The following is a 26930-nucleotide window of genomic DNA, read 5'->3' on the forward strand; positions in this document are numbered from 1 at the left end:
CATGCCCAACGGCCTTGTCCCCGGGCTTTGTTCAGCCGGAGACCGTGACCTGGCCCGCGCCCAGCCGCACTTCGAGCACGGGACCTTCCGTCCAGCGGACGACGAGGGTGTCCGGGCCGGTCACGTCGACGGTGACCGATGACGTCGGCGGCGCCGGGTCCGCCTCGGCGGTGAGCCGGGCCAGCGCCACGAAGAGGCCCGGCTCGGCACCGACGACACCGGTCAGCTCGCCGACGGCGCCGGTCGGCCCGCCGTCGTCATCGGCCGGCGCGGCTGCCACTCCCGACAGCCCCGCGACAGGCAGGAGTTCGGAGCGCAGGCCCGGGCCCGCCGCCCAGCCCGTGACCCGGATCGGCGTCCCCTCGGGTACGTCCGTCACGCGGAACGCCCGTACCTCCACCGCGCTCCGCGCCAGCACGACGCTCGTCACCTCGCCACCGGAACCCGTCCGATGCCGCGAGGCCACCCACCCCTCCCCCACTCCCAACGGCTCGATCCCCGTACGGCTCGGATCGCCCCCGACGATCACGCTGTTGTCGTACGACGTCGAGGGCCACGTCACCGTCGAGTACGCGAGGCGCGTGTAGTACGGGTCGTAGCGGACGTCCTCGCTGCCGTGGTTGTGGAGGCGCACCAAGCCGTCCGAACTGGTCGACTGGATCAGCCAGTTGGGGGGCGCGATCGGCGTCACGGCGTCGGAGCGCTCGGCCGGGCCCGGTTCCTCGGCGGCCGTCCACACCGGGTGGTCCGCCGGCAGGAGCAGGCCGAGGAAGCCCTTGCTCGCCCAGTACGGCGAGGCCGGCCCCGAATAGCCTTGCAGGACACGGGAGTCGGGGCCGTGCCAGCCCAGTGTGAGCAGGCCGTTGGAAGCCACCGCCCCGCGCTCCAGGAAGTACTTCAGCGCCCCGGACGCCAGCCTCCGCGTCTCCCCCGGCGACAACGGCGTACGACCGGACAGCGCGCCCAGCCACAGCGGAGCCGTCGTCGCGAAGCGATACGTCAGCGACCGCCCCTGGTGCACCGGGGCGCCGTCGCCGCCGAACAAGCGGGCGTAGTCCTCGAGATGGCGGGAGAGCCGGTCGCCGTACAGGTCGAGGAGCCGGGCGTCGTCCGCGAGCCAGGCGTGCAGCACCGGGTAGAGGTGCATCGCCCAGCCGTTGTAGTAGTCGAACTTGCGGCCGTCGCCGTCGGTGTACCAGCCGTGGCCGACGTACCACTGCTCGATGCGTTCCAGGCCGCGCTCGATCGCCTTGCGGGACGCGTCGGGCTCGTGGCCGATCTCCTGGAGGAAGCCGGCGACCGTGACGGGGAACAACTCCCAGTTGCAGGGCCAGGCTTCGGCGTGCAGGCCGTCGCCGAGCCAGGCCGCCGCCCGCTGCCGTACGCCCTCGTCCAGACGGTCCCACAGCAGCGGCTTCGTCAGCCGCAGCGCGAAGGCGATGGAGGCCGCCTCGACCAGCGGCTGGCTGCGGTCCTCGATACGGGGCCAGACGCCGGAGACGCCGGCGGCGAGACCGTCGGCGTACCGTTCCAGCACCGTCTCGTCCTGGCGGAAGGCCGCCAGCAGCAGCGTACGGGCGTAGCCCTCCAGGCCGTCGGAGAGCCGTCCCGACCAGCTCTCGTGGTCGCCGGGGAAGTGGTAGAGGGCGCGGTCCTCGGTGGCGTACGGCTCCACGGCGGCGAGCAGGGCGTCGGCGGCCGCCTCCCAGTGCGCGCGGGTGTAGCCGGTGTGCGGGCTGAGGGTGCGGTCCTCGGCGGGCAGGTGCATGTGCGGTGTCGTTCCTTCCACGTCCAACATGGGCCTGGGGCGCCCCGGTTCCGGTCGAGGCGCCCCAGGGGCTCATCCCACCCGCACCAGGCCCTCGGGCACCAGGTGCCGGGCGGCGAGTTCGTCGCGGACCAGGCCCGCGTAGACCGTCGCACCGTGGACGGAGGTGTGGGTGTTGTCCCTTTTCTCGTTGTACAGATAGATCGCCTTGGAGCCTTCCACGCCCAGGGACTCCACCAGCGCCTTCGTCTTCGCCGTCAGGTCGATCAGCGGAACGTCCGCAGCCGCCGCGACGGAGCGGATGACCGCAGGATGGTCCACGCCGAGGCCGTTGACCAGTAGCGCGGTGTTGTTGTTCAGCGTGCCGTCGGAGTTGAACCAGCGTCGCACGATGGGCGTCACGAGGACAGGCTCCCCGCCCTTCTCGCGTACACCCGCGACCAGTGTCTCCAGGTTCGCCCGGTACGTCGCCTCGTCGGTCGTCTTGTCGTTGTGGGCGAGCTGCACCAGGACGAGGTCGCCGGGACGGATCAGGGGCTGGACGGTGGCCCAGAGCCGCGGCTCGGACAGATACGTCACCGTGCTCTCGCCGGAGTCTGCGTAGTTGGCGACGGACACGCCCTTGCGCAGGTACTGGGGCAGTCGCTGGCCCCAGCCGGAGTACGGGTCGCCGGGCTGGTCGCAGACCGTGGAGTCGCCGACGAGGAAGATCTGGCGGGTGTGCCGCGCGGCCGGGGTGACGCGGATGTCGGCGAGCGCGGGGGCCGAGCCCCCGAGGACGAGGTCCAGGCCGGGGGTGCCGTCGGCGCCGGTCGGCTCGCCCTCCGGCGTACGGACGTTCACGGTGAAGCTGCGGGCGACCCGCTCGCCGGCCGCGACGGCGGTCTCGGGGAGGAGCGAGCGCCGGGTCTCGCCGCTGACGGCGGTGCTCGACTCGGCGTCGCCGCCGAGGAGGACCTTCACGTCGTAGGTGCCGGCCGGGACGTCGAAGTGACAGGCGGTGGCGGTGCAGTTGTCGATGCCGAGCGGGCGTCCGGCGTGCGCCTGCGCCGGTACGGCGGTCAGTCCGGTGCTCAGTGCGACCGCCGCCAGCAGGGCGAGGTTGAAACGTCTCATTCGCGGCTCCTCCTGGAGACGACAAGGCCTGGCGGCTGGACCGTACCGCTCTGGGCAAGCGCTTTCTAGCCCCTGTACCGATTTCACAAGATTGCCAACCTCCCGCAAGCGAAAGCCCTTTCGCGAAATCGATTCAACTGTCACTCTCCAAAGCACCCGCACCACCCCCACACGTCTCGAAGGAGGCACCCCCATGTCCGAATCCGCTGTGAACAGACCGGTAGGACGCCGCACCTTCGTCCTCGGCACCGCGGCCGCCGCAGGCACGGCCGCCCTCGCCGGGCCGCTCGCCCAGACCGCGTCCGCAGCGTCCTTCGGCTACACCGACGACGGCTCGAACTACGTCGTCGACACCGGCGCCAACCTCGTCTTCAAGGTCAGCAAGACCAACGGCGACCTGACCTCGCTGGTCTACCGCGGCACGGAGTACCAGGGCTACGGCGGCAAGAACTCGCACATCGAGTCCGGCCTCGGCACCTCGACCGTGAGCATCAAGCAGTCCGGTACGACGATCCTGATCTCGGTCGCGTACGGCACGCTGAAGCACTACTACGCGGCCCGCAGCGGCGAGAACAACGTCTATCTGTGGACCAACCGGGCCGACACCTCGGTCGCGTCGACCCGCTTCATCCTGCGGGTCAAGGCAGGCCTGTTCCTCAACGACGAGCCCGACTCCTACACATACGCCCCCACCACCATCGAGGCCTCGGACGTCTTCGCGAAGTCCGACGGCCAGACCCGCTCGAAGCACTACTCGAAGCTGCGGGTCATCGACTACAACTACGTCGGCTGGAGCGCGAACGGCGTCGGCCTGTGGATCGTCCGCTCCAACCACGAGAAGGCCTCCGGCGGCCCGTTCTACCGCTCTCTGCTGCGGCACCAGAGCGCGGACGGCGGCGGTCTCTACGAGATCCTGCACTACGCCCAGAACCAGACCGAGAACGAGCGCTTCGGCCTCCAGGGCCCCTACGTCATCGCCCTCACGGACGGCGGCGCGCCCTCCTCCTCGCTGTACCCGGGCACCCTCACCACCTCGTGGGCGGACTCGCTCGGCATCTCCGGATACGTCGCCTCGGGCGGCCGCGGCCGGGTCGCCGGCGTCGGCATCACCGGGCGGGACACGTCGTACGCGTACACGGTCGGGCTCGCCAACTCCGCCGCCCAGTACTGGGGTTCGGCCAGGTCCTCGGACGGCTACTTCTCCATCGGCGGCGTCCTTGCGGGGACGTACACGCTGACCGTCTTCAAGGGTGAACTCGCCGTCTACACCAGCTCGGTGAGCGTCAGTGCGGGCGGGACGACCACCCTCAACACCCTCGCGATCCCGTCCTCGAACGACCCGAGCAACGCGAGCGCGATCTGGCGCATCAACAACTGGAACGGCACGCCCAGCGGCTTCAAGAACGCCGACCTGATGTTGTACGCCCACCCGTCCGACGTCCGCGCCTCCTCCTGGACCGGCAACGTCGTGATCGGCAGCGGCACCGAGACCTCGGCCTTCCCCTGCTACCTCTGGAAGGACGTCAACAGCGGCCTCATCGTCTACTTCAAGCTGACGGCCGCCCAGGCCGCCGCCGCGCACACCCTGCGCATCGGCGTGACGACGGCCTACGCCAACGGCCGCCCGCAGGTCGTCATCAACGACACCTGGACCTCCGCCGTCCCCTCGCCACCCACCCAGCCGAGCACCCGGTCGCTGACCGTGGGCTCGTACCGGGGCAACAACAACACGTTCACCTACAGCGTGCCGGCGTCCGCCTGGCTGACGGACACCAGCGCCTACAACACGCTGAAGATCTACGTGGCGAGCGGTTCGGGGACGACGTCCTACCTCAGTGCGGGTACGTCGATCGACGCGATCGACCTGCTGGCCTGAACTCCGCTGCCCGGCACCGTGGTCGCGGTGCCGGGTTCGGCCGACGGACGGCGTGGTATGCCACCCCTACCCAAGGGGAGGGTGGCGAAGTGGGTCACGAGGATCTGGTGACGGAGGCGGTCAGGGCCCAGGTGGCGGCCGAGTCCGAGAGATGGCTGAGGGCAGGTCTGTCCACCGAGCGCTGCGACCGGCCGGCGGCCGAGGCCGCGGTCGCCGAGGTGTACCGGGCCCACGGCATGCCCGCCCCGCGGACGGTGGTGTGGATGGACTCACCGCTCGGTGGCGCGCTGGCGTTCTGGCTGCTGCGCCACGGGTGTGAGGACCGGCTGGACGGAACGCTGGTCGGGGGCGCCGTCGCCGGACCGCCGATACGGGTACCGCAGGCGTTCGCCCGGCAGGCCGAGGAGCGGATCCTCGAACAGATCCCGGCGCGGGAGGACACACCCGGGCGGCCGGAAGCCGGGCGGGAGAGACGGCGGCTGACCGGCACGTTCTCGGACACCAGCGGGGCGCAGGCACAGCTGGTGGAGGTTCTCGGTCATCCCCTGTTCGACCAGCTCGACTTCTACTGGCTGCAGGACGTGCGCGGCGCCTACGAGCTGGAACAGGAGATGAGCAGGATCTTCGCCTGGCCGACCCACGCATGCCTGTCCCACATCGGCGGGCTGACGTACAAGGACCTGCTGGGGAGGGTCCGCGGTCCGGTTCCGGAGCGCATCGCGCAGCCCGAGCGGGACGGGGACGTCATCACGCCGCCACCGCCGCCGAGCCGGGAACAGATCTACTTCCACGAGCAGTTCGGCGGCAGACTGGACTACTGGGCCGCGCCCTTCGAGTTGATCCGCTGGCGCTGCACCCTGGCCGCCGCCGGCCTGCCCGCGTCACCGACGCTGGATGCCGTGCAGGAGGCCTTGTACCGGTCCGGCGGGTGGTGGCCGCTGGAAGACGCCGTCGTCCTCGTGGAGCGGCCGGTCGTCCTGCGGTACGAGGAGGCGGTCACGGACGCTCCCGCGTCGAGGAACGTGCTGGTCCGGTACGCGGACGGCTACCACGTGGCGAGCCCGTAGCGGACTCGGGGACCTGTCTGGATGCGGTAGGCCCGCCGGGGTGGGTCGCCCCGGACCCCGGCGGGCCGTCGTGCGTGTCGGTCTCCGAACGTCAACTACCGCGTGTCCACTGCTGGTTGGTAGCCCCGTTGCAGGTGTACGTGATCACCGCCGCGGAGTTGGCGGTGGACGCGCCGTTCACGTCCAGGCACTCGCCGGTGATGCGGGCCTTGATGTTGACGTACGAGCCCGAAGTGACCACCGACCACTGCTGGGTCGTCGCGCTGCCGCAGTTCTCCTGGGTGACGGTGGAGGCGTTCTCCTGCAGACACAGCGAGCTGCCCCGGCCGACCAGTTGGTAGTAGCCGGTGCCCAGGTCCTTGAACCACCACTTCTGGTTGGTGCCGCTGTTGCAGGTGTACTGGCTGATCGCGACGCCCTGCCACAGTGACTGGTTCGCCACGTCCGCACACTTGCTGCTGTGGCGCGCGATCAGCGTGTTGTACGTCGCGCTCGTCCCGCTGATCGTCCCGGTGGTCGCGTCGATGCCGACCTCCGGGGACCAGGACATCGACATCGTGGTGGTCGTCGGGAAGGTCAGCGGCAGCCACACGTACCGCGAGTCGTTGACGGTCCCGCCGAAGGAGTTGCCCCAGCGGTCGCCCATGTAGAGGTACGAGGTGCCCGAAGTCCCCTGGACCGGGAGGACGTACGCGGTCTGCGAGTTGTACGTCGTGGAGTCGCCGACGTTCGCCATGGACGACCAGGGGCCCGCCAGTGAGGTCGCCGTCGCGTACTGCTGCTGGTTGGCGCTCCAGCCAGTGGCGCCCGAAGTCAGCATGAAGTAGACGCCGTTGCGCTTGAAGAGCGCCGGCGCCTCGCGGTGGCCGCCCGCCCAGGGGTTCGCGACCAGGGTGTCGATCGCGGTGTAGTCGGCGGTGAGCTTGTAGATGTGCAGGTCGTAGTTCTCGTTGGCGGCCGAGACCATGTAGCCGGTGCCGTCCGTGTCGACGAAGGTCGTGATGTCGCGCGACATGTAGGTGTCGAACGGGCGGAAGCTGCCCTGGTAGGTGTAGTTCCCGTCGACGGTGTCGGAGACGGCGACGGCCGCGCGGGCCTCGCTGTAGTCGGTCCCGTTCTCCTTGTGCATCCACATGACGAACTTGCCGGTGGAGGCGTTGTAGATGACCTTGGGCCGCTCGATGTAGGCGGTGGCCAGCTCGGAGGCGGTGGACTCGGTCAGGACGTGGTTCCTGAACTCCCAGTTCTTCAGGTCGGTGGAGCGGTAGGCGTCCACGTACCGGAAGGTGTTGTCGGAGTTGCGGTCCTCGCCGAACCAGTAGTAGTAGGAGCCGACCTTGATGACGCCGCCGCCATGGGCGTGCAGGGCGTTGCCCGAAGTGTCCGTGAACTGGGTGCCGTTGGCGATCGTCACGGTCGCGGCCTGGGCCGGTCCCGCGGTGGCCAGGGCGCCGGCCAGCGCCAGACAGAGGGCGAGCAGTACCGCGTACGCACGTCTCATGACGCAACCTCCGTGTCGATGACGGTGTCCGCCACCGGTATGCCGAAGTCGGGGGTGCCGTCCGCGTTCCAGCCCAGCTTCTGGACGCGGGTGTGGCGGTTGGGGTCGTTCAGCGGGTCGCCGACGATCTCCTTGTACTGGCGGGCGTGGTAGACGAGGACGTCACTGCATCCGTCCTCGGCGACCGTGAAGCTGTTGTGGCCGGGGCCGTACTGCTTGGTCGTGTCGTTGCTGGTGAAGACCGGGGTCGGGGACTTCGACCAGTTCGCGGGGTCCATGAGGTCGGCGTCCGCGTCGACGGTCAGCAGGCCCATGCAGTAGTTGAAGTCGGTGGCACTGGCCGAGTACGACATGAACAGGCGGCCGTTGCGGGCGATGACCGACGGGCCCTCGTTGACCTTGTAGCCGATGCACTCCCAGTCGTACTCCGGGGTGGTCAGGCGTACTTGAGGGCCCGTCAGAGTCCATGGGTTCGCCATCTTCGACAGGAAGATGCCCGTGTTGTTGTCCATGCCGGGCTCGTGCTGGGCCCAGGCGAGGTAGCGGCTGCCGCGGTGGGTGAAGGTGGTGGCGTCCAGGGAGAAGGTCTCCCAGGCCGTCTTGAGCTGGCCCTTCTCCGTCCAACTCCCCTTGAAGGGATCGGCGTTGGCGTTCTCCAGGACCCAGATGCGGATGTCCCACACGCTCTCGGCGGGCGCGGAGGCGAAGTAGATGTACCACTTGCCGCCGATGCGATGGATCTCCGGCGCCCAGATGTGCGCGCCCATGGGACCGGTCGCATGCTTGGTCCAGATGACCGACTCGGCAGCGGTGGCGAGGCCGTTCAGGGTGCGGGAGCGGCGCAGGATGATCCGGTCGTACTCGGGGGCGGTGGCCGTGAAGTAGTAGTGACCGTCGGCGTGACGGTGGATGTGCGGGTCGGCCCGGTTGCGGACGAGCGGGTTCACGTACGGCGGCGCTTTCGGGGTCGGGGCGGCGTGGGCGATACCGGGGGTGGCCGCCGCCAGGGCGCCCGCGGCCAGGGCACCCTTCAGCAGCAGCCTGCGGTGTGGATCTCGGGGGACGTCGTTGTCGCGGCTCATGCGGACTGCCTCTCGGGGGTGGGGTGTCCTGAGAGCGATGTTCGATATTGAGAACATCTGTCGTTTTTCCGAACGCCGAAAAGGTAAGGGCGGGGAACGGGGAGGTCAACGGGTTGGACGGGACTGCTAGAGAGCGCTTTCCAGATGGGTACAGCTTTTCTGTTATCCATCGGCCGTCCGGAGCGTCTCCCATGACGTGCGCAGCCATACCCACAAGACAGCAGCAGCCGCCGGTGCCCTGGCAGCGGTCGCCTTCCTGGTCACCGCTCCCCCGGCGGTGGCCGCCGGCGCCCGGGACGTCACGGCCGACGTGCTGGCGGACCGGGACGTGACGCTGACCGGCGACACGGTGATCACGGTTCCGTCCGGGACGACGACGTACGACGGCGTGTTCCGCGGCGAGGGCACGCTCACCGTGCGCGGCAGCGGGACGCTGGTCCTGACCAAGGACAGCGACTTCACGCTGCCGAAGTCCCGGCAGGGGCAGCAGGTGTCGATCCCGGGCGGCAACCACCCGTACGTCACCACGAGCAACCCCGACCCGCCGGCGATCACGGTCGAGCGCGGGGCGACCCTCCAGTACGGCAACGGCGGCACGACCGGGCTGATCGGCCACTTCCCGTACAACACCCCGGCGTTCCGGCTCAACCAGGACAACATCCGGGTCGACGGCACCCTGCGGCTGTCGCTCAAGAACGTGGGCTACAACCTGGGCACGATCAGCGGCTCGGGCCTCCTGACCCAGCCCCGCTTCCTCTGGGGCACCTGGGACCTGTCGGGCACCCACTCCTTCTCCGGGGTGATCGACAACGGCACGCAGGTGAACGCCGGACGGCCGGAGTTCGCGACCTCGTTGCCCAACGTCCGCAAGGTCCTCAACCAGGGCACCTGGACCGTGGACACCCCACTGGGCCAGACCGTCACCCAGCGCATGGACTTCTACCAGCGCGAGTACGGCAGTGACATCAACGTCCAGTCCCGGCCCGGCAGCAAGGTCGTCCTGACCGGGCAGTACAGCTGGTCGAACCAGGGTGGCGACACCAACCCCTCGCTCAGCGACCCCGCCCTGAACTGGACACCGGCCAACAAGAACGTCAACAAGCGCGGCACCAACATCAAGGGCGCCAACGTCCAGTGGGGCGACGGCACCACGCACAAGATCTTCATGCCGGGCACCGCCGAGACCGTCTACATCAACCTGCTTGCGGCGCGCTCCCGTTCACTGCTCACGTTCGACTACAACGGCCCGGTGACGCTGGGCGCCCCCATCGGCGGCGGCAGGTTCCACGACACGCTGGCCGCGCCGGGAGCCGGGGACATCGTCATCGCCGGGACACGTGGGAATGACGTCACCTTCGCGGCCGTCCAGTACTACAACGGCTCGACGACGGTCGAGAAGGGCGCCGTGCTGCGGCTGGGCAGCGGCAAGTCGGGCGGCGACGGCGGGCTGTACACCGGGGGCGACCTCTACAAGGTCGTGAACAACGGCTCGCTGGTGCTGAACAACACGGGCAAGGCCCTTTCCCTGCCCCGGATCAGCGGCAGCGGATCGCTCACCCAGGCGGGCGCCGCGACGACGACCCTGACGGGGAGCGCGGTGTCGTACACGGGCACGACGACGGTCAGCAAGGGCACCCTCGCGCTGCGGCAGGGAGCAACTCTCAGCCGCAGCAAGGCCATTCGGCTCACCTCGTCCGGCTCGCGCCTCGACGCCGGTACGGCGGGCCTGCGGGTGGCGACCACGACCTCGCTGAGCGGCAAGGGCACGGTGAAGGGCGCGGTCACGAACGACGGCGTGGTCGCGGGCGGTCTCACCGTCTCCGGCGCCTACACGCAGAGCGCGAAGGGTGAACTCGTCCTGCGGGACCGGCCGTTGAAGGTGACCGGCGCGGTACGGCTGGCCGGTGACCTCGACCTGTCGGCCGCCGGGACCGATCCGGCCCGCAGGATCACCGTGCTGAACCACACGGGGAGTTCGAAGACCACCGGCACGTTCACCGGCCTGAAGCAGGGCGCGAAGCTGAAGCTCGCCGACACGACGTACCGGATCAGCTACCGGGGCGGCGACGGCAACGACGTCGTCCTGACCGCCGCCACCGCGAGCCCGTCGCCGTCCGCCACCCGGAGCACGGAGTCGTCCGGGGCCGTGGCCGCCGACACGCGGATCGAGAACACCGCGAGCAGTGGGCTCGGTTGGTGGCCGTACGTCCTCTCCGTCGGCCTGCTCCTCGGCCTCGTGGTCCCGGCGACACTGCACCGGCGCAGCTCGCGGCGCGGGGGTGGACGCCACGCGGCCCACTGATCATCACCGACCGCTCGGCGCCTCCGGAAACCCCAGCCGCGGGGCCAGCGCACGCGCCTCCGCCGCCCACCCCGCGAGGAACGCGAGCGCCGACCCCCGTTCCCGGTAGCGGAGTTCGGCGGACACCGTGCGCCCGCCGCCGTAGTCGAGCTGCTCCTCGCCCGCGTGGGCCAGCATCAGCGCGGTGAGCCAGTCGTACTTCACGGCCGAGGCGCACACGGCGAGTCGTACGAGGTTCTCGTCGCCCTTCCAGCCGCTCCCCCGCAGCCCGTGCAGATAGGCGTCGTAGGCGTCCGCCGCGTACGAGGGCAGCCGGGCGGCCGGGACGAACAGGTCGAAGACGGAGTCGGGGAGGTAGTTGCCGAGGTCCTCGCCGAGGGCGCCGTCGCCGGTGAACGCCCAGTCGTACAGGACGCTGTCCGGGCCGTCGGAGCGGACGTTGGCGGGCCACTGGTCGAGATGGCTCAGGGTGCGCGGCAGGGTCTCCATGATCTGGAGGAACCACTCGCGGTCGTGGTGGAGGCGGACCATGTCGCGGCGCAGGCCGTCGGGGAAGTGGTCGCGGACCAGGGGCTGTTGCCAGGCCTCGTCCTCGTCGAGGAGGTCCTGGCCGAGGGTGTTGCTGTCGACGTACTGGCGCAGGAAGCGGTGCGAGAGCCATGGCTCGTCGGCTATATGGGCATTCCCTTGTGCCGCCCCCAGTCGACGGGCGTGCTCGATGTGCCGGGCGAGCGGCCAGCGGGTGGCCGGCTCACCGCGGACGTGCTCCAGCCACAGCGCCACGTCCCCGTCGGACCGTTCGACACAGGCGAGCAGCTCGGGCGCGCGGATGCCGTACGGCTGCCAGAGCTGTGCGAGGCCGGACGCGTAGACATCGGCCTCGCGCCGCCAGTAGTTCCAGTGCCGGGGGGCGTCCGAGGCGGCCCAGCGCCCGGTGGCCTCCTTGTTGCGGGTGAGCACCTTCAGGACGGCCTCGCGGTCGCCTGCGGTGACGCTCCAGACGCCGCCGGTGACGCCGTTCTTCGGGTTGTGGGTCAGGGATGTCAGGAGGGCGGGTCCGGTGCAGGGGCCGAGGACCTCACCCGCCTCGGCGAACACGACATCGGTGTCAGGCATGGACCGAGGTTAGTTCCACATGCTGGCCGCGACGTTCACGTTTTGGACCAATACGGCCTTCTCCCACCCCTTCGATTAGCGTCGTGGCATGACCAGCGACACCACCCTCAGCCTCGCCGAAGCGCTCGCCGCCGGGGCCGTCGTCCTCGACGGCGGCATGTCCAACCAGCTCGCGTCCGCCGGGCACGACCTGAGCGACGAGCTGTGGTCGGCGCGGCTGCTCATGGAGCGGCCCGAGGCGATCACCGAGGCGCACCTCGCCTACTTCGAGGCGGGCGCGGACGTGGCGATCACGTCCAGCTACCAGGCCACCTTCGAGGGCTTCGCCAAGCGCGGGATCGAGCGGGAGCAAGCCGCCGAACTCCTCGCCCAGAGTGTCGAGTTGGCGCGGGAGGCGGCACGGCAGGCCCACGCCAAGGGTGTCACGCGGCCGCTGTGGGTGGCCGCGTCGGTCGGCCCGTACGGGGCGATGCTCGCGGACGGCTCCGAGTACCGGGGCCGCTACGGACTGAGCGTCGCCGAGCTGGAGGCCTTCCATCGACCGCGCCTGGAGGTGCTGGCCGCGGCCGGTCCCGATGTCCTCGCGCTGGAGACGGTCCCCGACGCCGACGAGGCCGAGGCGCTGCTGCGGGCGGTGCGCGGGCTCGGGGTGCCGGCCTGGCTGTCGTACTCCGTCGCGGGCGACCGCACCCGTGCCGGTCAGCCGCTGGAGGAGGCGTTCGCCCTGGCGGCCGAGGCGGACGAGGTCATCGCGGTCGGCGTGAACTGCTGCGTCCCCGAGGACGTGGACGGCGCGATCGAGACCGCCGCCCGCGTCACCGGCAAGCCGGTCGTCGTCTACCCCAACAGCGGCGAGGCCTGGAACGCCGAGGCCCGCGCCTGGGAAGGCAGCTCCACCTTCGCCCCCGAGGAGGTACGGGGCTGGCACGCGTCCGGCGCCCGGCTGATCGGCGGCTGCTGCCGGGTGGGACCGGAGGCGATCACGTCGATCGCCGGGACGCTGAGGGCGGCGTAAAACAGAGCGGCTCCACAAGGGCAAGCCCGCACGGTGCCGGAAACCCTCGGCTGACCGCCGAGTAAGCAGAGTCCTGCCGCTTCTCTCGTCCCCGCCTCCCCGCCCTGCTAGCCTCCGCATCGGGAACCGGTTTCCACCCATGTTGCCGCAGTTCCCGAGGGGTGGGCGACACAGCCCGGGGAGAGGGGCGGCAGGTCATGACGAGGAAGAGCGAGGACACCAGCCGGAGCACCATCCGGGACGTGGCGACCCGCGCCGGGGTCTCCGCGTCCACGGTGTCGCGAGTGCTGGGCGGGGAGTACCCGGTGAGTACGGCGACCCGTACACGCGTGATGCGGGCGGTGCGCGACCTGGACTACGTCGCCGACGCCCGCGCCAAGGCGATCGCGGGCGTCGGGACGCCCACGCTGGCGTTCGTCCTGGAGGACATCACCGGGCCGTCGTTCGCGCTGATGGCGCACGGTGTGGAGCGCGAGGCGACGCGGCTCGGCCATCTGTGTCTGGTGTGCAGCACGGAGGGCGACGTCGAGCACGAGCTGGAGTTCGTGGAGATGATGCGCGCCCAGCGGGCCGCCGCCGTGATCCTGGTCGGCGGCGCCGCGGACACCGTCGAGTACCGCGAGCGCACCCGCCGTATGGCCGACTCCCTGGCCTCCGCCGGCTCCCGCCTGGTGCTGTGCGGCCGCCCGCCGCTGGGCCCGGGGGCACCCGTGACGGTCATCGAGTACGACAACGAGGGCGGCGCCTTCGCCCTGGTCTCCCACGTCCTGGCACAGGGCCACCGGCGTGTCCTGTTCCTCGGTGGCAAGGCGGACCACACCACCGCGCAGGGCCGCGAGCGCGGCTATCTGGCCGCGCACCGCGCCCGCGGTCTGGAACCCGATCCCGCACTGGTCCTGAACGGCGACTTCACCCGCGACTCGGGCCACCGCCTGATGCGCCGAGCCCTGAAGGAGGGGCTGGAGTTCACGGCCGTGGTCGCCGCCACGGACATGGTCGCGGCGGGCGCCCTGACCGCCCTGCACGAGGCGGACCTGACCGTGCCGGGCGACATCTCGCTGGCCGGCTACGACGACATCCCCTTCGCCCGCGACCTGCACCCGGCGCTCACGACGGTCCACGTCCCCTACGAGGAACTGGGCCGCCTCGCCGTGCGCACCGTGCTGGGCCGCACGGCGGAGACCCCGGACGAGCATCTGCTGCTCGGCACGCACGTGGTGGTGCGGAACTCGGTGGCGAAAACCCCGGAAACCGGTTCCTGAGCGGACCTGGTGAAGTCGGCTGCGGAACCGCGCCCCGTAAGGGGCGCGGGGCTGTATCGATATGCGGCTCCGCTGCGGGGCCCGACCAGCCCCCACCGGCCCGCGGTGGACGAACCGCATAACCAGCGGAGCGCTTGGGCCGCGGTCAGGTGCGGCGCACCGGGCCCGCCCGCCGCAGCCGCCGTACCACCGACCGCAGTTCCGCGGTCCGTGCCGGCCACCCCTCCGCGGGCTCCGACACGGGCGGGGTCTCCTGGACGCTCGCCTCGGCGGTCCACACCGCGAACTCTCGGTCCCGAGGGCCGGACACCGTGTGCGGCTCGCCCTTGCCGAAGATCCGCACCGGATGCGTGGCGTCCCAGCGCTGCCAGCCGGGGTCGCCGTCGACTGCGAAGCGCAGCCACGCCGAGTGCATCGCCTCGGTCAGCTCCCGTGGAGCTCCGTCGCCGGCGAGCTTGGCCGACTCGGGCGCCTCACCGGTGTCGAAGACGAAGCCCAGCTCCAGGGCGTGGCACGCGCCGAGGTCGGGCCGCAGCGAGGGCCAGGCGAACTCGTAGACGTACGAGCTGTCCGGGCGGGCTTCTGCGAGGCGGTGCAGCGGGAGGCGCAGCAGGTGGTCGGTGACCATCTGGCCGACGATCTCGGCGGTGCCGACCCCGGGGTGCAGCGCGCGGTAGCCGCGGACGACCTCCTGGCCGCAGTGGCAGCGGGCCATGGCGCCGGCGAGGGCGACCGGACCCAGCCGGTCGACGCGTTCCAGCAGGCCGCCCGGCACCAGCCACAACCGGTACTCGTCGCTGGTCCAGCCCATCATCAGGTCGACACCCTTGGCCGCCTCCCCCTCGACGAGCGCCTCCAGGGGGTCCCGCGGGACGACGTCGCCGTCGACGACGATCCCGAACGTGGGCCCGCCGAGCACCGGGCTGCTGAGCTTGCCCACCTCGGCCTGGGTGCGCAGCAGCAGCTCGCGGTCGACGTCGGCGAAGGCCGCGGCGGTGGCGGGAATCTTCAGCCGGGTCGCCATACGGCGCACCATCCGCCGCACCTTGTCGCGATCGTTCGCCTCGGGCGGCCCGCTCTGCAGCACCGCCCGCCGGAACAGGCCCTGCGCCTGCGGGGCGGCGAGCAGGGCGCCGATGCTGATCGCGCCGGCGGACTGGCCGAAGAGGGTGATCCGGTCGAGGTCGCCGCCGAAGGCCGCGATCGACTCGTGGACCCACTGCAGGGCGGCGAGCTGGTCGCGCAGACCGGGGTTGGCGGGGGCGTCCGGGAACAGTCCGTAGCCCTCCACTCCCAGCCGGTAGTTGACCGAGACGAAGACGACGCCGTCACGGGCGAAGCCGTGCCCGTCGTACACGGGCACCGCCGAGGAGCCGCGGGTCAGGGCACCGCCGTGCAGCCACACCATGACCGGGAGCCGGGCACCAGGGCCCGGCTCCGGAGTCCACACGTTCAGGTTGAGGCAGTCGTCGCCCGGCACGACCGGGTCGGACAGGTACTGCGCGAAGGCCTCGGAGTACGGCGGTTTCGGCGCCGTCGGCCCGAAGGCGCCCGCGTCGCGCACACCGTCCCAGGGCTCGGGCGGTACGGGCGGGCGGAACCTGCGGGGCCCGAAGGGCGGGGCCGCGTAGGGGATGCCCCGGAACACCGCGATTCCCTGCTCGTACCGGCCGCGTACGGCCCCGTACGGCGTCCCCACCACCGGGCCCGCGAGGCCCTCTGCCTGGTCTGCTGCCGTCATACGCCCACCAGCCTCCCGCACCGCGCTCGTGCACCGTGAACATCAGAGCACCACAAGGCCGCCGGGTATTCCGGCGCACGAGCGCGGTTTACGGCCGTACGGGGGACGCGACTACGGGGCGTACCCGACCGGTCACGGAACTACTTGGCGTACATCAGCGTTCCGAAGCCCAGCTGGTCGTAGCCGCCACTGTCGGAACCGTAGTCACCGCCGCCGCCCTCGGGAGCGACGAGGTTGTAGTACATCTGCGAGATGTACTTGTCGTCGAGGGACAGGCGCCGGTTGTAGTGGAAGTGGAGCTGTGCCCACACCGGACGGACCTGGCCGCGGGAGGCGGAGGAGACCACCGTCTGGGACGACTGGGCGCAGCTCTGGCCGGTGCCCCAGGTGTAGGTCGTGAAGGGCACGTCACTGCCCAGGTTGTACTTGGCGACGTACTGGGCGGCCTTCATGAAGCGGCGGCTGTCGTACGAGTAGAGGTCGTCGCCCTGGTTCCAGGCCATCTCGCAGACGGCGCCCATCTGACCCATGCCCATGACGGTGTGGCCCTGGTCGCGTCCGGACTCCTGCCACTGGCCGAGGGCGTATCCGTCGCTGTCGGTGTACAGGTACGGCACCGCGTGCGCGATGGAGCCGTTGCCCGCACCGGACTTGAAGTACGTGACGGCCTGGTCGTACTTGGCGCTGTCCTCGTTGAGGATCCCGATGGCCAGGATGGAGGCCATGTTGCACAGGTCCCAGTTGGCCCAGTAGTTCGTGATGCAGGCGTCGTTGTGGTTGGTCAGGAAGCTGTTGTTGAGCGGATAGAAGACGCTGACCAGCATCTCCTGACAGGCGGCGAGGTCCAACGCGTCGTAGTCCCGCATGAGTTCGACCGCGTTGGCGAACTGCCAGCCGTAGAGGCCGGACGCGAGGAACCGGTCGGCGTTTCCGGTGACCGAAGTCAGCGTCTTCGCCCACGCGTTGAGGATGTTGGCGGCGCACACGGCGTTCGCCTCGGTGCCGCCGACCTTCCAACGCAGGGCGTTCTGGTAGGCGGCGGCGATGTCGTTGTAGAGCAGGCCGTAGTTCTGTCCGGTGCCTCCGCGGATGATCGTCGCCGTCGCGCGGTTCGTCCAGGTGGACTGGGAGTGGGAGTTGGCGGTCAGCTTGTTCCAGCCCGACAGCCAGGGGTCCGTGCCCGCGGCGACCCTGACCTTGGCCCGGTTGATGTCGCCCGCGTTGTGCAGCATGCCCGGATGGGTCCAGGTGGCCGGTGCGGCGTCCGCCTGGGTGGCGGCGAAGGCGCCGCCGCCCAGGGCGAGGGCGGCGCCGAGACCGCCGGCGGTCTTCAGCAGACCGCGGCGGCTCAACTCGGTTTCCTGGGCGTGCCGGTGGGGGGAAGTGCGGCTCATTGCTCTTCTCCAATCCGTGGGGGATCTAGAGCGGGGTGATGCTCACCTCGTCGAACTCGGTGGTGCCGAGGGCCAGCGGACTGCGGGAGCAGACCACGAGGCCCACGTAGTAGGCGGCGTCGCCGAAGCCGGGGATCTCGCCGGAGGCGAGGGCGGTCCAGGTGGCGCCGTCGTCGGTGGAGACGGATGCGGCGAAGGCGGTCCCGGTGCGCTTCAGCCGCAGCAGTAGGGGCAGTTGGACGGTGGCGGTGCCCGAGAAGGCGGAGGCACCGGCCACGGTCTTGCGCAGCATGAGCTGAGCGCTGGTCCCGCCGGTGACGATCGCCCCGGCCGCCTGGTCGAACGGCGACAGCGACTTCGCCATCAGCAGCCCCACCCGGTCGGCGGTAGCGCCGGTACGGGAGACCAGCCGGGCGGTGACCTCGCAGTCACCGGTGACGGGCTGCCGTGCGAACTGCCCGGTCATTCCCTGGTTGTTGACGGTCAGATCGACTCCGGCGCCCCGCACCACGAAGTTCCCGTCTTCGTGTGAGGTGCTGCCGGGCGTACGGATCGCCACCACACCCAGGGTCCCGAAGGCGCGGTCATCGAGGACCACGTCGCCGAGGTCGCCATAGGTCCAGGGGGCGGGCGGGGGTGTGCCAACCGTGAGCGTGAGGGGGCCGGCGCCTTCGCCGGCCGCGTTGCCCACGGTGGTGGTGACCGTGAACTCGCCGGTCTCGGTGGGGGTTCCGGAGATCAGACCGGTGCGCTTGTCGACGCGGAGGCCGTCGGGCAGGCCGTCGGCGGTGAACCGCACGGGCTCGTGCGAGCCGCGCAGCAGATGCCGGAAGGCGACGCCCTTGCTGGCGAATGCCGTTGCGGCAGAGGTGAGTTGAGGGACGGACGGCGTCGGCATCGGCGCGGAAGCGGACTCCGACAGCGGGCCACGCCCGGCACTGTTCGTCTTCGCCACGGCGTAGTGGTACGTCGTCCCGGGCGCGCCGGTGGCATCCGCGTACCGGATGCGGGTGCCGGACCCCACCGGGCCGACGCCGGTCGCGAGGGTCACGTAGGGGCCGTCGGCGCCGGGGGCCCGCAGCACCTTGTAGCGGGCGGAGAGGTCCGGGTCGGTCCAGGCGAGCTCGACGGCGTCCGGGCCGCTCACGGCCTTCAGGTCCCCGGCAGCCCGGGCGGGCTTCGGCACCGACCAGACCTCGCCGGCCGAAGTGGACGTCACGGTGACGTTGTCGAAGGCGCCGGTGCCGGTCTCGGCGTACTCCTCGTCGACGCCGAGGCAGGAGGTGAGGACGAGACCCGCGTACGCCGTGTGCCCCAACTCGACCTCGGAGGTGCCGACTTCGGTCCAACGGATGCCGTCCGGGGAGATGGCGCCGGTGCAGCGGCGACCCTTGCGGGTCATGCGTACCCAGTACGGCGTCCGCAGCCGGTAGCCGTCGCCCGCGCCCTCGACGTACGGAGCCTCCAGCGGGGTCGCCGACTCGGGCAGGGTGCCGAGGCTGGAGATCGGGAAGGCGGCGTTCGTGGTGATGGCCGCCTGCTGCGAGGGCGGAACCGGCGTGCTGCCGGTGCCGGAGACGTCGGCTCCGGTGGACGGTCGCACCGAGAACACCCCGCTCCAGGTGTGCAGCGGCAGCCCCTGGACGATCATCGCGGCGTGCGCCGCGTCCGCGTCGAGGGAGGCCCGGAGGCTCACGCCGATCTTGGAGTACTGCGAGCTGAGCGGCCACACGATCCGCGCGGTGACCGTGCCGTCGCCGGGCAGCGGCAGGTGCACGAGGCGGTAGGTGCCGGCGGTGCCGGACGCCTCCAGCACGAACCGCTCACCGTCGAAGACGGCCGATCCGGGAATCTCCACGTCGCCGACGTCCTGGGTCGACCAGGGCTCGGGGAGACCGGCGGTGACGGAGACCGGGCTCGAATCACCGCTGCCGCCTTGGGAGTTGGTGGCACTGACGATGTAGTGGTACGTCCGTCCCGTGCGGGTGTCACGGTCGGTGTACGCCGGCTCCTCGACGCCGGCGGCGATCTCCTCGTACGGCCCCTCGACTCCGGCGGCCCGGCGGACGGTGTACGTGCTCGCCCACGCGGACGGCAGCCAGGTCACGGTGACTGACGTGCCGTCACCAACCGCCGTGACGCCCGCCGGAGCCGTCGGCACGGTGGACGCGGGCGCGGTCGTACCGGCGAAGGAGAAGGTCCCCCAGCTGGGCAGGTCGTCGTTGCTGCCCTCGATGACGCGGGCGCCGCCGGTGCCGCGGAAGACGGCCGCCTTGGTGTACGGGGTGTCGAGGCCGCGGACGCCGGCGTAGTGGGCGTAGGCCATCTCGTAGATCGGCGGCAGGTTGCCGCGGCCGATGGCGGAGACGGTCTTCTTGATGTACTTGCCGGTGCGGTCGAGGTCGGGGACGAAGGGGACGTCGCCGCCCAGGTTGTAGCGGGCGGCGTACTCGAAGTTGGCGAGGATGCGGTTCTCGTCGTAACCCCACAGGTCGACGCCCTGGTTCCAGGCGACCTGCGCGATGTCACCGGTGAGGCCGGCCGCGAGCTGTTCGTGGCCCTGGTCGCGGCCGCTCTCCTGGCCCTGGCCCGCGTCGGTGACGATGCGGTGGCCGATGCTGCCGTCGCCGGCACCGGCCGCGGCGAAGCGCAGGGCGTCCTCGAAGAGGGTGGGCTCCTCGCAGAACACGCCGATGGCCAGAATGGTCTGAAGGGCCGTCAGATCCCAGTTGCCGTTGGCGTAGAGCATGTAGCCGGACACCGCGGGATACCAGACGTCGAGGAAGGACTCCTCGCAGCGGGCGATGTCCGCGTCCGCCCAGCCGTCGTAGTCGCTGTGGCGGAGCAGCTCCGCCGCGTTGACGAACTTGAAGGCCTGCAGGCCCGCACCGAGCGGACCGTCGGCGCCCGTGATCATCGTCAGGGACGCCGACCAGGCGTTGAGGATGTCGCGGGCCTTGTCGGCGTGGGCGCGGTCGCCCGTGACGCACCAGATCAACGCGTTCTGGTACGCGGCGGCGGAGTCGGCGACGGCCTGGTTCGCGAAGTTGGAGGGACCGCGGCCCCAGGAGGTGATCTGGCCGGTGTTCTGCAGCGCGTACGACGCTGAGGAACGGGCGTGGGCCGCGAGTGCCAGGTAACCGTCGTACAGCGGGGATTGCTCGGCCGCGACCGCCGCCTTCATCCGGGCGAGGTCGTCGGCGCTGTGCAGCAGCCCGGGGTGGGTGAAGGCCCGGGCTCCCGTGTTCTCCTGGGCCCGGGCCGCGCCGGGCACGAGCAGTGCGCTCGCGCCCGACGCCAGCAGCAGGGCCGCGGTGCCGCCGAGGAAACCCCGGCGGCTCGGTCCGTGGTTCATCATGATGCGGCGGCCGCCTCGGCGGTGGTGAGGAACTTGAGGTTCGTCACGTGCTCGTTGACGAACATGGGCACGCCGTCCGAGGCCAGATACCACCTCGGCTTGCCCGTGCTGTCGGCGATCACCTTGCCGTTGACGCGGAGGTTCTCGAAGGTGACGTCCTTGATCGCGTGCTCCGCATCGAGGCCGGCGATGATCGAGAGGTCGGCGTTCTCGCCGTTGTAGCTGAGGTCCTTGATGTAGACGGACTCGATGCCGCGGCCTGCCGAAGTGTTGTACTTCGGGTTGTACTCGACCCGCATGTGGATGAGCTGGCCCCAGCGGAAGTCCTCCACGCGGATGTTGTCGAACTTGACGTCCCGGACGATGTTGCTGTCGCCGACCATGAAGGCGATAGCGCCCTGGTAGGTCACCTGCGGCTCGCGGTGGTCGAGGATGTCGATGTTCTCGTAGCGCAGGTTCTCCAGCATCTCGGGGGTGTCGGAATTGCCGTGCACGCCGATGTTGATCGGGTGGGCGACGTCGGCCCAGAGGGAGCAGTTCTTGACGGTGATGTTGCGGGTGTCGCCGTAGAAGTCCCAACGGTGGGTGTAGAGGGCGACGCAGTCGTCGGAGGTACGCAGGAAGCAGCCGTCGATCGTGACGTTCTCGGAGCAGTAGAGCTGGATGCCGTCACCCCAGCCCTGGTGGCTGAAGGCGCGCAGATTCCTGATGGTGAGGTTCTTGGACTCGGCGACCCTGATGTTCTCGTACCGGGGGTTGAGGATCGTGACGCCGTCGATCGTGACGTTGTCGCACTTGCGGACGAAGACCGCGCCGCCGGTCGTGTCGTAGATCACGCCGCGGCCGATCAGCCGGGAGTTCTCCACGCCCTCGAAGATCACGCTGGAGGTGAGAACGGCGCCCGGGGCCAGGTAGACGGTGGTGCCGGTGGGCACCTTCAGGGTTCTGTCGGGGTGGGTGTGCAGACCGGGCCCGAAGTACATGACCTTCTTGTCGCCCTCGGTGGGCACGTCCTGCTCGATCGGGTTCGCGAACAGGTGCAGGCAGTCGAAGATCTTGTCGTCGATCTGGACGACGAGGTTGCGGGGCCGGTCCAGGGTGAAGCGCGCGGTGCTGCCGAGCACCTCGGGCTTGATGCCGTACGAGTCCGGGCGGATGCGGACCTTCTCGCCGCCGCCCGGGTTGTACGTGACCTCGACCTCGACGGTGCCGGAGAAGTCGAAGGCGGCCCAGGAGGAGCTCTGGGCCCTGTTGCTGCCGGTGTTCGCGTCGATCAGTGCGAGCTTGGCAAGGTAGACGCCAAGCTTCTGCCAGGTGCCGCCGAGCGGCCGGACCTTGACGGTGAAGGAGTTGTTGACAGGCACCTGCGGAAGGGTCGGGTGGATGACCACGCTGTCGCCGGTGGTGCCGGTCTCCTCCGCCGCGGCGGCCTGTGCGGTGCCCGCGATGCTGCTGGCCAAGCCGGCGGCAGCGATGACACCGGCGGCCTGGAGGGTGGTCCGGCGTGACAGGGGCGTGTTCATGCGTAACTCCTTGCAACAGGTTCGGTAAGAGGGGCTACTTCAGGCCGGACGTGGACATCCCGGCGACGAAGCCGCGCTGGGCGATGAGGAAGATCAGCAGGATCGGGACGACGTACATCACGGAGGCCGCGGCCTGGAGTTCGGGGACGGGCGTACCGCCATCGTTGACGTAGGCCGTCATCACGGCGACGGCGAGCGTGGTGCGGTCGGTGGACAGCAGCAGCTGCGGGGCGATGTAGTCGCCCCAGGTCCAGGTGAAGGCGATGATGAAGCTCGCGGACAGCACCGGCCAGGACTGGGGCAGGAAGATCCGCCAGAAGATCGTGGCGTAGCCGCAGCCGTCGACGATCGCAGCCTCCTCCAACTCCCGTGGCATGCCCGCGAAGAACTGCCGGAAGAGGAAGACCAGATACGGCGCCGCCGACAGGCCCCACAGCACCCACGGCCAGTACGTGTCGACCATGCCGACCTTGGCGAAGATCAGGTACGTCGGCAGCAGGGTGACCATCTGGGGCAGCATCATCGAGCCGAGCAGGACGCCGAACAGGACCTTCTTGCCGGGTGCGTCGAGCCGGGCGAAGCCGAAGCCGACCCAGGCCGAGCTGAGGGTGACGAGCGTGGCGTAGATGAGGGCGATGACCAGGGAGTTGCGGGCGTAGCCGAGGAAGTCGATCTGGTGGAAGGCGTCGGCGAAGTTGTGCCACTGGAAGACGTCGGGCAGCCAGTGGACGGGCGAGGCGGCCAGTTCCCCCTGGGTCTTGAGGCCGGAGAGGATCAGCCAGCCGAAGGGGCCGAGGAACAGTCCGGTGACGGAGACGAGGATCGTGTAGAGGACGAGGCGCTTGGCGCGTACCCGCACGCGGGCGTCGGTCGTGAGCGACTTGGGCTGCAGGCTGGTGGCGGTCACTTCTTCGCCTCCGGGTCGACGTTGTAGAACACCGCGCCGGACGTGAACTTGAAGATGAGTCCGGTCACGGCGAGGATCAGGACGAAGAGCACCCACAGCAGGGCGGAGGCGTAGCCGTAGCGGCCGAGCGCGAAGTACTGCGCGAACACATGCATCATGTAGAGGTAGTTGGACTGCGGGACCGTGGTGATGCCGCTCGTGTCGCCGAGGGGGGCCAGCAGCAGCGGCATGATGGTCTGCACTGAGGCGATCATCCCGGTGACCGTCTGGAAGAGCAGGACGGGTGACAGCAGCGGCACGGTGATGCTGCGGAAGGTGCGCCAGGCGCTCGCTCCGTCGATGCGGGCCGCCTCGTGGAGTTCGCGCGGTACGTCCTGGAGCCCGGCCAGCGAGATGATCATGACGTTTCCGGCGCCCCAGAGCACCGTCATCAGCAGTACGTAGCGGGCGTAGGGATCGGCCAGCCACCCGACGGCGTCGAAGCCGAAGAAGGTCAGGACGCCGTTGGAGGCGCCGGAGTTCTGGTCGAAGAGAAGCTTGAAGGCGAGGCCCGCGCCCACCGGCGGCACCACGGCGGGCAGATACAGCAGGGTGCGGAACAGGCCACGCGCCTTGATCGGCCGGTTCACCAGGACGGCGAGGACGAGCCCCGCGATGATCGACAGCGGCACCGAGGTCAGCGCGAACAGGCCCGCGCGGCCGAGTGAGTCCCAGGTCACCGGATCGTTCAGCAGCTCGCGGTAGTTGCCGAGTCCGACGTACTTCCAGTTGGGCGAGATGCCGTCGAACGTGGTGAAGCTCAGCCACAGCGCGTACACCATCGGCGTGACGGTCAGCAGCAGGAACCCGATGATCCAGGGCGAGGTGAACATGTAGAACGCGCGGTGCCTGCGCGCGGTCATCGAGGTCCGCGATCCGCCGACGGCCGGTGCGCGACCGGCGCGCGCGGCGGCGTCCGGCCGGTCCGCGACGGAGGAGATCTGGTCGACCGTCATCCCACTTGCTCCTTACCGCGCTTCAGCTGCTCGTTGATGGCCGAGTTCAGGCGCCCGGCGAGGGTGTCGACGGAGATCTGGCCGTTCATCGCGGCGGGGGCGATCTGGTTGAAGAGGGCGTCCAGCGCGTCCGCCCTGGTGTACGGAGTGAAAGAGACCACCGAGAAGTGCTTCAGCTCGTTCTCCTGCACCTTCAGCGCTCGCTTCTGGGCGTCCTCCTGGGCCGGCATCAGCGAACGCATCGACTTCAGGCTGGGGATGCCCCAGCCGCCGCCGGCCCGCGCCTTGGCCGGCTCCTCGCCGAAGAACCACTCGAAGACCCGCCACGCGGCGTCCTTGTTCTTCGCCTTCTTCGGCATCCACAGGCCGGTACCGCCCTGGCAGGCGCTGATCCGCGTGCCGCCCGCGAAGAGCGGGGCCGGCGCCAGGCGGGACACCTCGGCCAGCTTCTTGTCCGGGTAGATCATGCCGCCCATCCAGTAGCCGGAGTTCGACATGGCCAGCCGCCCGGCCTGGTACGTGGGCCCGTCCCAGCCGTTGGGGTCGGGCTGGATGAGGCTCGGCCCGACCTTGGTCTTGCAGTAGTCGATGTACCAGGCCAGCGCCTTGCGGGCCTCGGGGGCGGTGAAGTCGACCCGGGAGAAGTCGTCGTTGAAGAGGCTGCCGCCGGCGGAGGCCGTCATGGTCGTCAGGAGCGTGGACCGGGTCAGTCCGCCGTAGCTGCCGCCGAAGACGGTGGTCTGGCCGCTCTTGCGCTGCACGAGACGCTTGGCGGTCTCCTGCCATTCCTCGTACGTGACCGGCTCGGTCTCCGACGGGTGGTCGACACCGGCCTTGTCGAAGGCCGACGTGTTGTACCAGTACATGGAGTCCTGGGAGAAGTCCTTCGCCATGCCATAGCGCGGACCCTTGCCCTGGGTACGGCCGTCGAACCGCCAGAGGTCGTTGACCGGGTCCAGGTCGTCGACCTTGAGGACGCCGCTCCGGGAAAAGTAGGGGTCCAGTTCCTCGGCCACGTCCCGCGCCGCGAAGAACGGCGAGTCCACGGCACCGACGCCGCGCACCAGGTCGGGCGGGTTGCCGCTGGTGAGCATCGCGATCAGCTTGGTGATGTCGTACTTCACCAGGACGATCTTGATGCCGAGGTCCTTCTTCGCCTGCTGGACCTGCTCCGGGAGGATGTCCCCGGAGTTGACCATCACCGTCACGGTCTCACCCGATCCGCTGACCCCGGACGACACCTGCATCGCGCAGCCGCTCAACGCCGCCGCGCCGGTGGCGGCGCCGGCCGCCGAGAGGGAGAGAAATCGGCGGCGGCTCAGCGGGGCACCAGCATGTGGGCGCATGAACGCACCACCTCCTGCTCTGTCCATTCGGGATATCGACCAAGGATCGGCTCGTCGATCACTTGATCGCAGTAACCGGTTCAGCAACCGGTTGCTGCGCGTTGGGGCAGAGCTTCTTCCTGTCCGGAAACGGCGTCAAGAGTCTTGACGAACTTTCGAAAAGACTGTGTAACCTCGGCGTCATGGGCCGACCGGTCGAGCGGAACCGGTGGAACCCGGCCTGATCTGCGAAGAAAACGGGAGCAGGGCAGAGATTTCGGCGGGGCGATCCCGGGAACCGGTTGCCGACCCTGAACCTCCCGACCGCCGCCCCGTCGGCACACCCACGCAACTCCGGTAAGCGATTTCACGACATACGGCCCACTCGGCCACCGGCCAGGCCGACCCGAGGTCGCGTTCACCGCCCCATCCTGGCGATTGACCGCCCGTCACCGCCAGATCTACGGTAGAAGACGCTTTCTGAAAATGTTTCCATCCAGTGCATCAGTTTCCGCCCAGCGCGTCAGGAGAGACATGCCCAGCCCGCAGCCACCCAGGGCCGTGTTCGCGATGGATCCCGTGCACCTCCCCCTGCTCTTCCCCCCGCCGCTCATGGCCCGGCTGACGCAGGCGGCCGGCCTCGATCCCACCCTCGTCGTACGGGACTTCACCGACCGCACCGCGGCGGACGCCCTGGCCCGGGCCGAGTTCCTGATCACCGGCTGGGGCTGCCCCCGCCTCGACACCGACGTCCTCGCCGCGGCCCCCCGGCTGCGCTCGGTCCTGCACGCCGCCGGCTCGGTCCGCTCGCTCGTCAGCGAGGAACTCTGGAAGCACGGGATCACCGTCTCCAGCGCGGTGACCGCCAACGCCCTGCCGGTCGCGGAGTACACCCTCGCGATGATCCTGCTCGCCGGGAAGGACACCTTCACCCACCGCGAGCGCTTCCGCGCCACGCACGCCTACCCCTCCCCCGCCGAGACCGCCACCACCGGCAACGTCGGCCGCCGCATCGGCGTCATCGGCGCCTCCCGCGTGGGCCGCCGACTCCTCGAGCTGCTACGGCCGTTCGACTTCTCGGTACTGCTCCACGACCCGTACGTCAGCACCGCCGAGGCGACCGCACTGGGCGCCGAACTCCTGTCCCTGGACGACCTGCTCAGACACAGCGACATCGTGACCCTGCACGCCCCCGACATCCCCGAGACCTACCGCATGCTCGACGCCGACCGACTCGCTCTCATCAAGGACGGCGGCGTCCTCATCAACACCTCCCGGGGCGCGCTGGTCGACCCGGAGGCACTGACGGACGAGCTGGTGTCCGGTCGGCTGCACGCGATCCTCGACGTGACCGAGCCCGAACCGCTGCCCGCGGGTTCGCCGCTGTACCGGTTGCCCAACGTCTTTCTCACCCCGCACATCGCGGGGTCGCTGGGCAATGAACTGGAACGCTTGGGTCGGATCGTCGTGGAGGAGCTGGAACGCCTGGCAACCGGGAGGCCGTTGGTTCACGAAGTGCACCACTCGGACCTGGCTCGCGTGGCATGAAATGGACGCACCCGCAGCCGCGTACGGCGAGGAC

General features: G+C 69.9%; 18 protein-coding genes. 6 read left to right on the forward strand and 12 right to left on the reverse strand.

Annotated features, from left to right (window positions below; all coding sequences use genetic code 11):
• Window positions 1-31: 31 nt before the first annotated feature.
• Entirely contained in the window at window positions 32-1768 is a 1737-nt protein-coding gene (locus IG08_RS0117465; RefSeq protein ID WP_030602651.1) for a DUF2264 domain-containing protein, read from the reverse strand.
• 72 nt (window positions 1769-1840) lie between these two features.
• On the reverse strand, window positions 1841-2884 hold the full coding sequence (locus IG08_RS0117470) for a rhamnogalacturonan acetylesterase (RefSeq protein ID WP_030602654.1): 1044 nt from the start codon (window positions 2882-2884) through the stop codon (window positions 1841-1843).
• Window positions 2885-3077: 193 nt separating this feature from the next.
• On the opposite strand from IG08_RS0117470, the gene IG08_RS0117475 reads away from it, so the two are divergent.
• Together IG08_RS0117475 and IG08_RS0117480 are read left to right on the forward strand one after the other, a co-directional pair.
• Complete coding sequence (locus IG08_RS0117475) at window positions 3078-4760, forward strand: rhamnogalacturonan lyase B N-terminal domain-containing protein (protein WP_030602657.1); 1683 nt, start codon at window positions 3078-3080, stop codon at window positions 4758-4760.
• Window positions 4761-4849: 89 nt separating this feature from the next.
• The gene (locus tag IG08_RS0117480) at window positions 4850-5827 is read left to right on the forward strand and encodes a hypothetical protein (RefSeq protein WP_030602659.1); all 978 of its coding nucleotides are present in this window, start codon (window positions 4850-4852) and stop codon (window positions 5825-5827) included.
• A gap of 91 nt (window positions 5828-5918) precedes the next feature.
• On the opposite strand, the gene IG08_RS0117485 is transcribed toward IG08_RS0117480, so the two are convergent.
• The gene (locus IG08_RS0117485; RefSeq protein ID WP_030602662.1) at window positions 5919-7328 is read right to left on the reverse strand and encodes an RICIN domain-containing protein; all 1410 of its coding nucleotides are present in this window, start codon (window positions 7326-7328) and stop codon (window positions 5919-5921) included.
• Window positions 7325-8410 (reverse strand): glycoside hydrolase family 43 protein, encoded by a 1086-nt coding sequence (locus IG08_RS0117490; RefSeq protein ID WP_030602667.1) that lies wholly within the window; start codon window positions 8408-8410, stop codon window positions 7325-7327. The genes IG08_RS0117485 and IG08_RS0117490 overlap by 4 nt, the downstream gene beginning before the upstream one ends.
• A gap of 196 nt (window positions 8411-8606) precedes the next feature.
• Between IG08_RS0117490 and IG08_RS0117495 the strand changes: the two genes are divergently transcribed.
• On the forward strand, window positions 8607-10712 hold the full coding sequence (locus IG08_RS0117495) for an autotransporter-associated beta strand repeat-containing protein (RefSeq protein WP_030602669.1): 2106 nt from the start codon (window positions 8607-8609) through the stop codon (window positions 10710-10712).
• A 3-nt stretch (window positions 10713-10715) separates the two neighbouring features.
• Here the strand turns inward: IG08_RS0117495 and IG08_RS0117500 are convergent, their stop codons facing one another.
• Window positions 10716-11828, reverse strand: a complete 1113-nt coding sequence (locus IG08_RS0117500; RefSeq protein WP_030602672.1) for an aminoglycoside phosphotransferase — start codon at window positions 11826-11828, stop codon at window positions 10716-10718.
• 88 nt (window positions 11829-11916) lie between these two features.
• Here IG08_RS0117500 and mmuM point away from each other — a divergent pair, with 88 nt between their 5' ends.
• Window positions 11917-12843: a homocysteine S-methyltransferase gene (mmuM, locus tag IG08_RS0117505; protein ID WP_030602675.1), complete on the forward strand. Its 927-nt coding sequence runs from the start codon at window positions 11917-11919 to the stop codon at window positions 12841-12843.
• 197 nt (window positions 12844-13040) lie between these two features.
• Window positions 13041-14105, forward strand: a complete 1065-nt coding sequence (locus tag IG08_RS0117510) for a LacI family DNA-binding transcriptional regulator (protein ID WP_030602678.1) — start codon at window positions 13041-13043, stop codon at window positions 14103-14105.
• A gap of 145 nt (window positions 14106-14250) precedes the next feature.
• Here IG08_RS0117510 and IG08_RS0117515 read toward each other — a convergent pair whose 3' ends face one another.
• The 7 genes from IG08_RS0117515 to IG08_RS0117545 form a co-directional block, all read right to left on the reverse strand.
• Window positions 14251-15846, reverse strand: a complete 1596-nt coding sequence (locus IG08_RS0117515; RefSeq protein ID WP_052424755.1) for a carboxylesterase/lipase family protein — start codon at window positions 15844-15846, stop codon at window positions 14251-14253.
• 140 nt (window positions 15847-15986) lie between these two features.
• On the reverse strand, window positions 15987-17240 hold the full coding sequence (locus IG08_RS0117520) for an alginate lyase family protein (RefSeq protein WP_030602684.1): 1254 nt from the start codon (window positions 17238-17240) through the stop codon (window positions 15987-15989).
• Between the two features lie 25 nt (window positions 17241-17265).
• The gene (locus tag IG08_RS0117525; protein ID WP_030602688.1) at window positions 17266-20598 is read right to left on the reverse strand and encodes an alginate lyase family protein; all 3333 of its coding nucleotides are present in this window, start codon (window positions 20596-20598) and stop codon (window positions 17266-17268) included.
• Window positions 20595-22121 (reverse strand): glycosyl hydrolase family 28 protein, encoded by a 1527-nt coding sequence (locus IG08_RS0117530; RefSeq protein WP_030602691.1) that lies wholly within the window; start codon window positions 22119-22121, stop codon window positions 20595-20597. The genes IG08_RS0117525 and IG08_RS0117530 overlap by 4 nt, the downstream gene beginning before the upstream one ends.
• 34 nt (window positions 22122-22155) lie before the next feature.
• Entirely contained in the window at window positions 22156-23028 is an 873-nt protein-coding gene (locus IG08_RS0117535; RefSeq protein ID WP_030602694.1) for a carbohydrate ABC transporter permease, read from the reverse strand.
• Window positions 23025-24023 carry a carbohydrate ABC transporter permease gene (locus IG08_RS0117540; RefSeq protein WP_030602697.1) on the reverse strand — a complete coding sequence of 333 codons (999 nt, stop codon included), beginning with the start codon at window positions 24021-24023 and terminating at the stop codon, window positions 23025-23027. Before IG08_RS0117540 ends, IG08_RS0117535 begins: the two co-directional genes overlap by 4 nt.
• Complete coding sequence (locus tag IG08_RS0117545) at window positions 24020-25369, reverse strand: extracellular solute-binding protein (RefSeq protein ID WP_030602700.1); 1350 nt, start codon at window positions 25367-25369, stop codon at window positions 24020-24022. Before IG08_RS0117545 ends, IG08_RS0117540 begins: the two co-directional genes overlap by 4 nt.
• A gap of 513 nt (window positions 25370-25882) precedes the next feature.
• Between IG08_RS0117545 and IG08_RS0117550 the strand changes: the two genes are divergently transcribed.
• Entirely contained in the window at window positions 25883-26896 is a 1014-nt protein-coding gene (locus IG08_RS0117550) for a hydroxyacid dehydrogenase (protein WP_030602703.1), read from the forward strand.
• Window positions 26897-26930: the final 34 nt, after the last annotated feature.

This window comes from Streptomyces fulvoviolaceus, from assembly GCF_000718165.1.
In the GTDB taxonomy this organism is placed as follows: domain Bacteria; phylum Actinomycetota; class Actinomycetes; order Streptomycetales; family Streptomycetaceae; genus Streptomyces; species Streptomyces fulvoviolaceus.

What these genes read in the sequence shown, in the direction of transcription:
- IG08_RS0117475 (WP_030602657.1), top strand. Translation starts at nt 3,078, where the DNA reads ATGTCCGAATCCGCTGTGAACAGACCGGTAGGACGCCGCACCTTCGTC.
- IG08_RS0117525 (WP_030602688.1), bottom strand. Translation starts at nt 20,598, where the DNA reads ATGATGAACCACGGACCGAGCCGCCGGGGTTTCCTCGGCGGCACCGCG.
- IG08_RS0117530 (WP_030602691.1), bottom strand. Translation starts at nt 22,121, where the DNA reads ATGAACACGCCCCTGTCACGCCGGACCACCCTCCAGGCCGCCGGTGTC.
- IG08_RS0117485 (WP_030602662.1), bottom strand. Translation starts at nt 7,328, where the DNA reads ATGAGACGTGCGTACGCGGTACTGCTCGCCCTCTGTCTGGCGCTGGCC.
- mmuM (WP_030602675.1), top strand. Translation starts at nt 11,917, where the DNA reads ATGACCAGCGACACCACCCTCAGCCTCGCCGAAGCGCTCGCCGCCGGG.
- IG08_RS0117540 (WP_030602697.1), bottom strand. Translation starts at nt 24,023, where the DNA reads ATGACGGTCGACCAGATCTCCTCCGTCGCGGACCGGCCGGACGCCGCC.
- IG08_RS0117470 (WP_030602654.1), bottom strand. Translation starts at nt 2,884, where the DNA reads ATGAGACGTTTCAACCTCGCCCTGCTGGCGGCGGTCGCACTGAGCACC.
- IG08_RS0117510 (WP_030602678.1), top strand. Translation starts at nt 13,041, where the DNA reads ATGACGAGGAAGAGCGAGGACACCAGCCGGAGCACCATCCGGGACGTG.
- IG08_RS0117550 (WP_030602703.1), top strand. Translation starts at nt 25,883, where the DNA reads ATGCCCAGCCCGCAGCCACCCAGGGCCGTGTTCGCGATGGATCCCGTG.
- IG08_RS0117545 (WP_030602700.1), bottom strand. Translation starts at nt 25,369, where the DNA reads ATGCGCCCACATGCTGGTGCCCCGCTGAGCCGCCGCCGATTTCTCTCC.
- IG08_RS0117515 (WP_052424755.1), bottom strand. Translation starts at nt 15,846, where the DNA reads ATGACGGCAGCAGACCAGGCAGAGGGCCTCGCGGGCCCGGTGGTGGGG.
- IG08_RS0117490 (WP_030602667.1), bottom strand. Translation starts at nt 8,410, where the DNA reads ATGAGCCGCGACAACGACGTCCCCCGAGATCCACACCGCAGGCTGCTG.
- IG08_RS0117500 (WP_030602672.1), bottom strand. Translation starts at nt 11,828, where the DNA reads ATGCCTGACACCGATGTCGTGTTCGCCGAGGCGGGTGAGGTCCTCGGC.
- IG08_RS0117465 (WP_030602651.1), bottom strand. Translation starts at nt 1,768, where the DNA reads ATGCACCTGCCCGCCGAGGACCGCACCCTCAGCCCGCACACCGGCTAC.
- IG08_RS0117520 (WP_030602684.1), bottom strand. Translation starts at nt 17,240, where the DNA reads ATGAGCCGCACTTCCCCCCACCGGCACGCCCAGGAAACCGAGTTGAGC.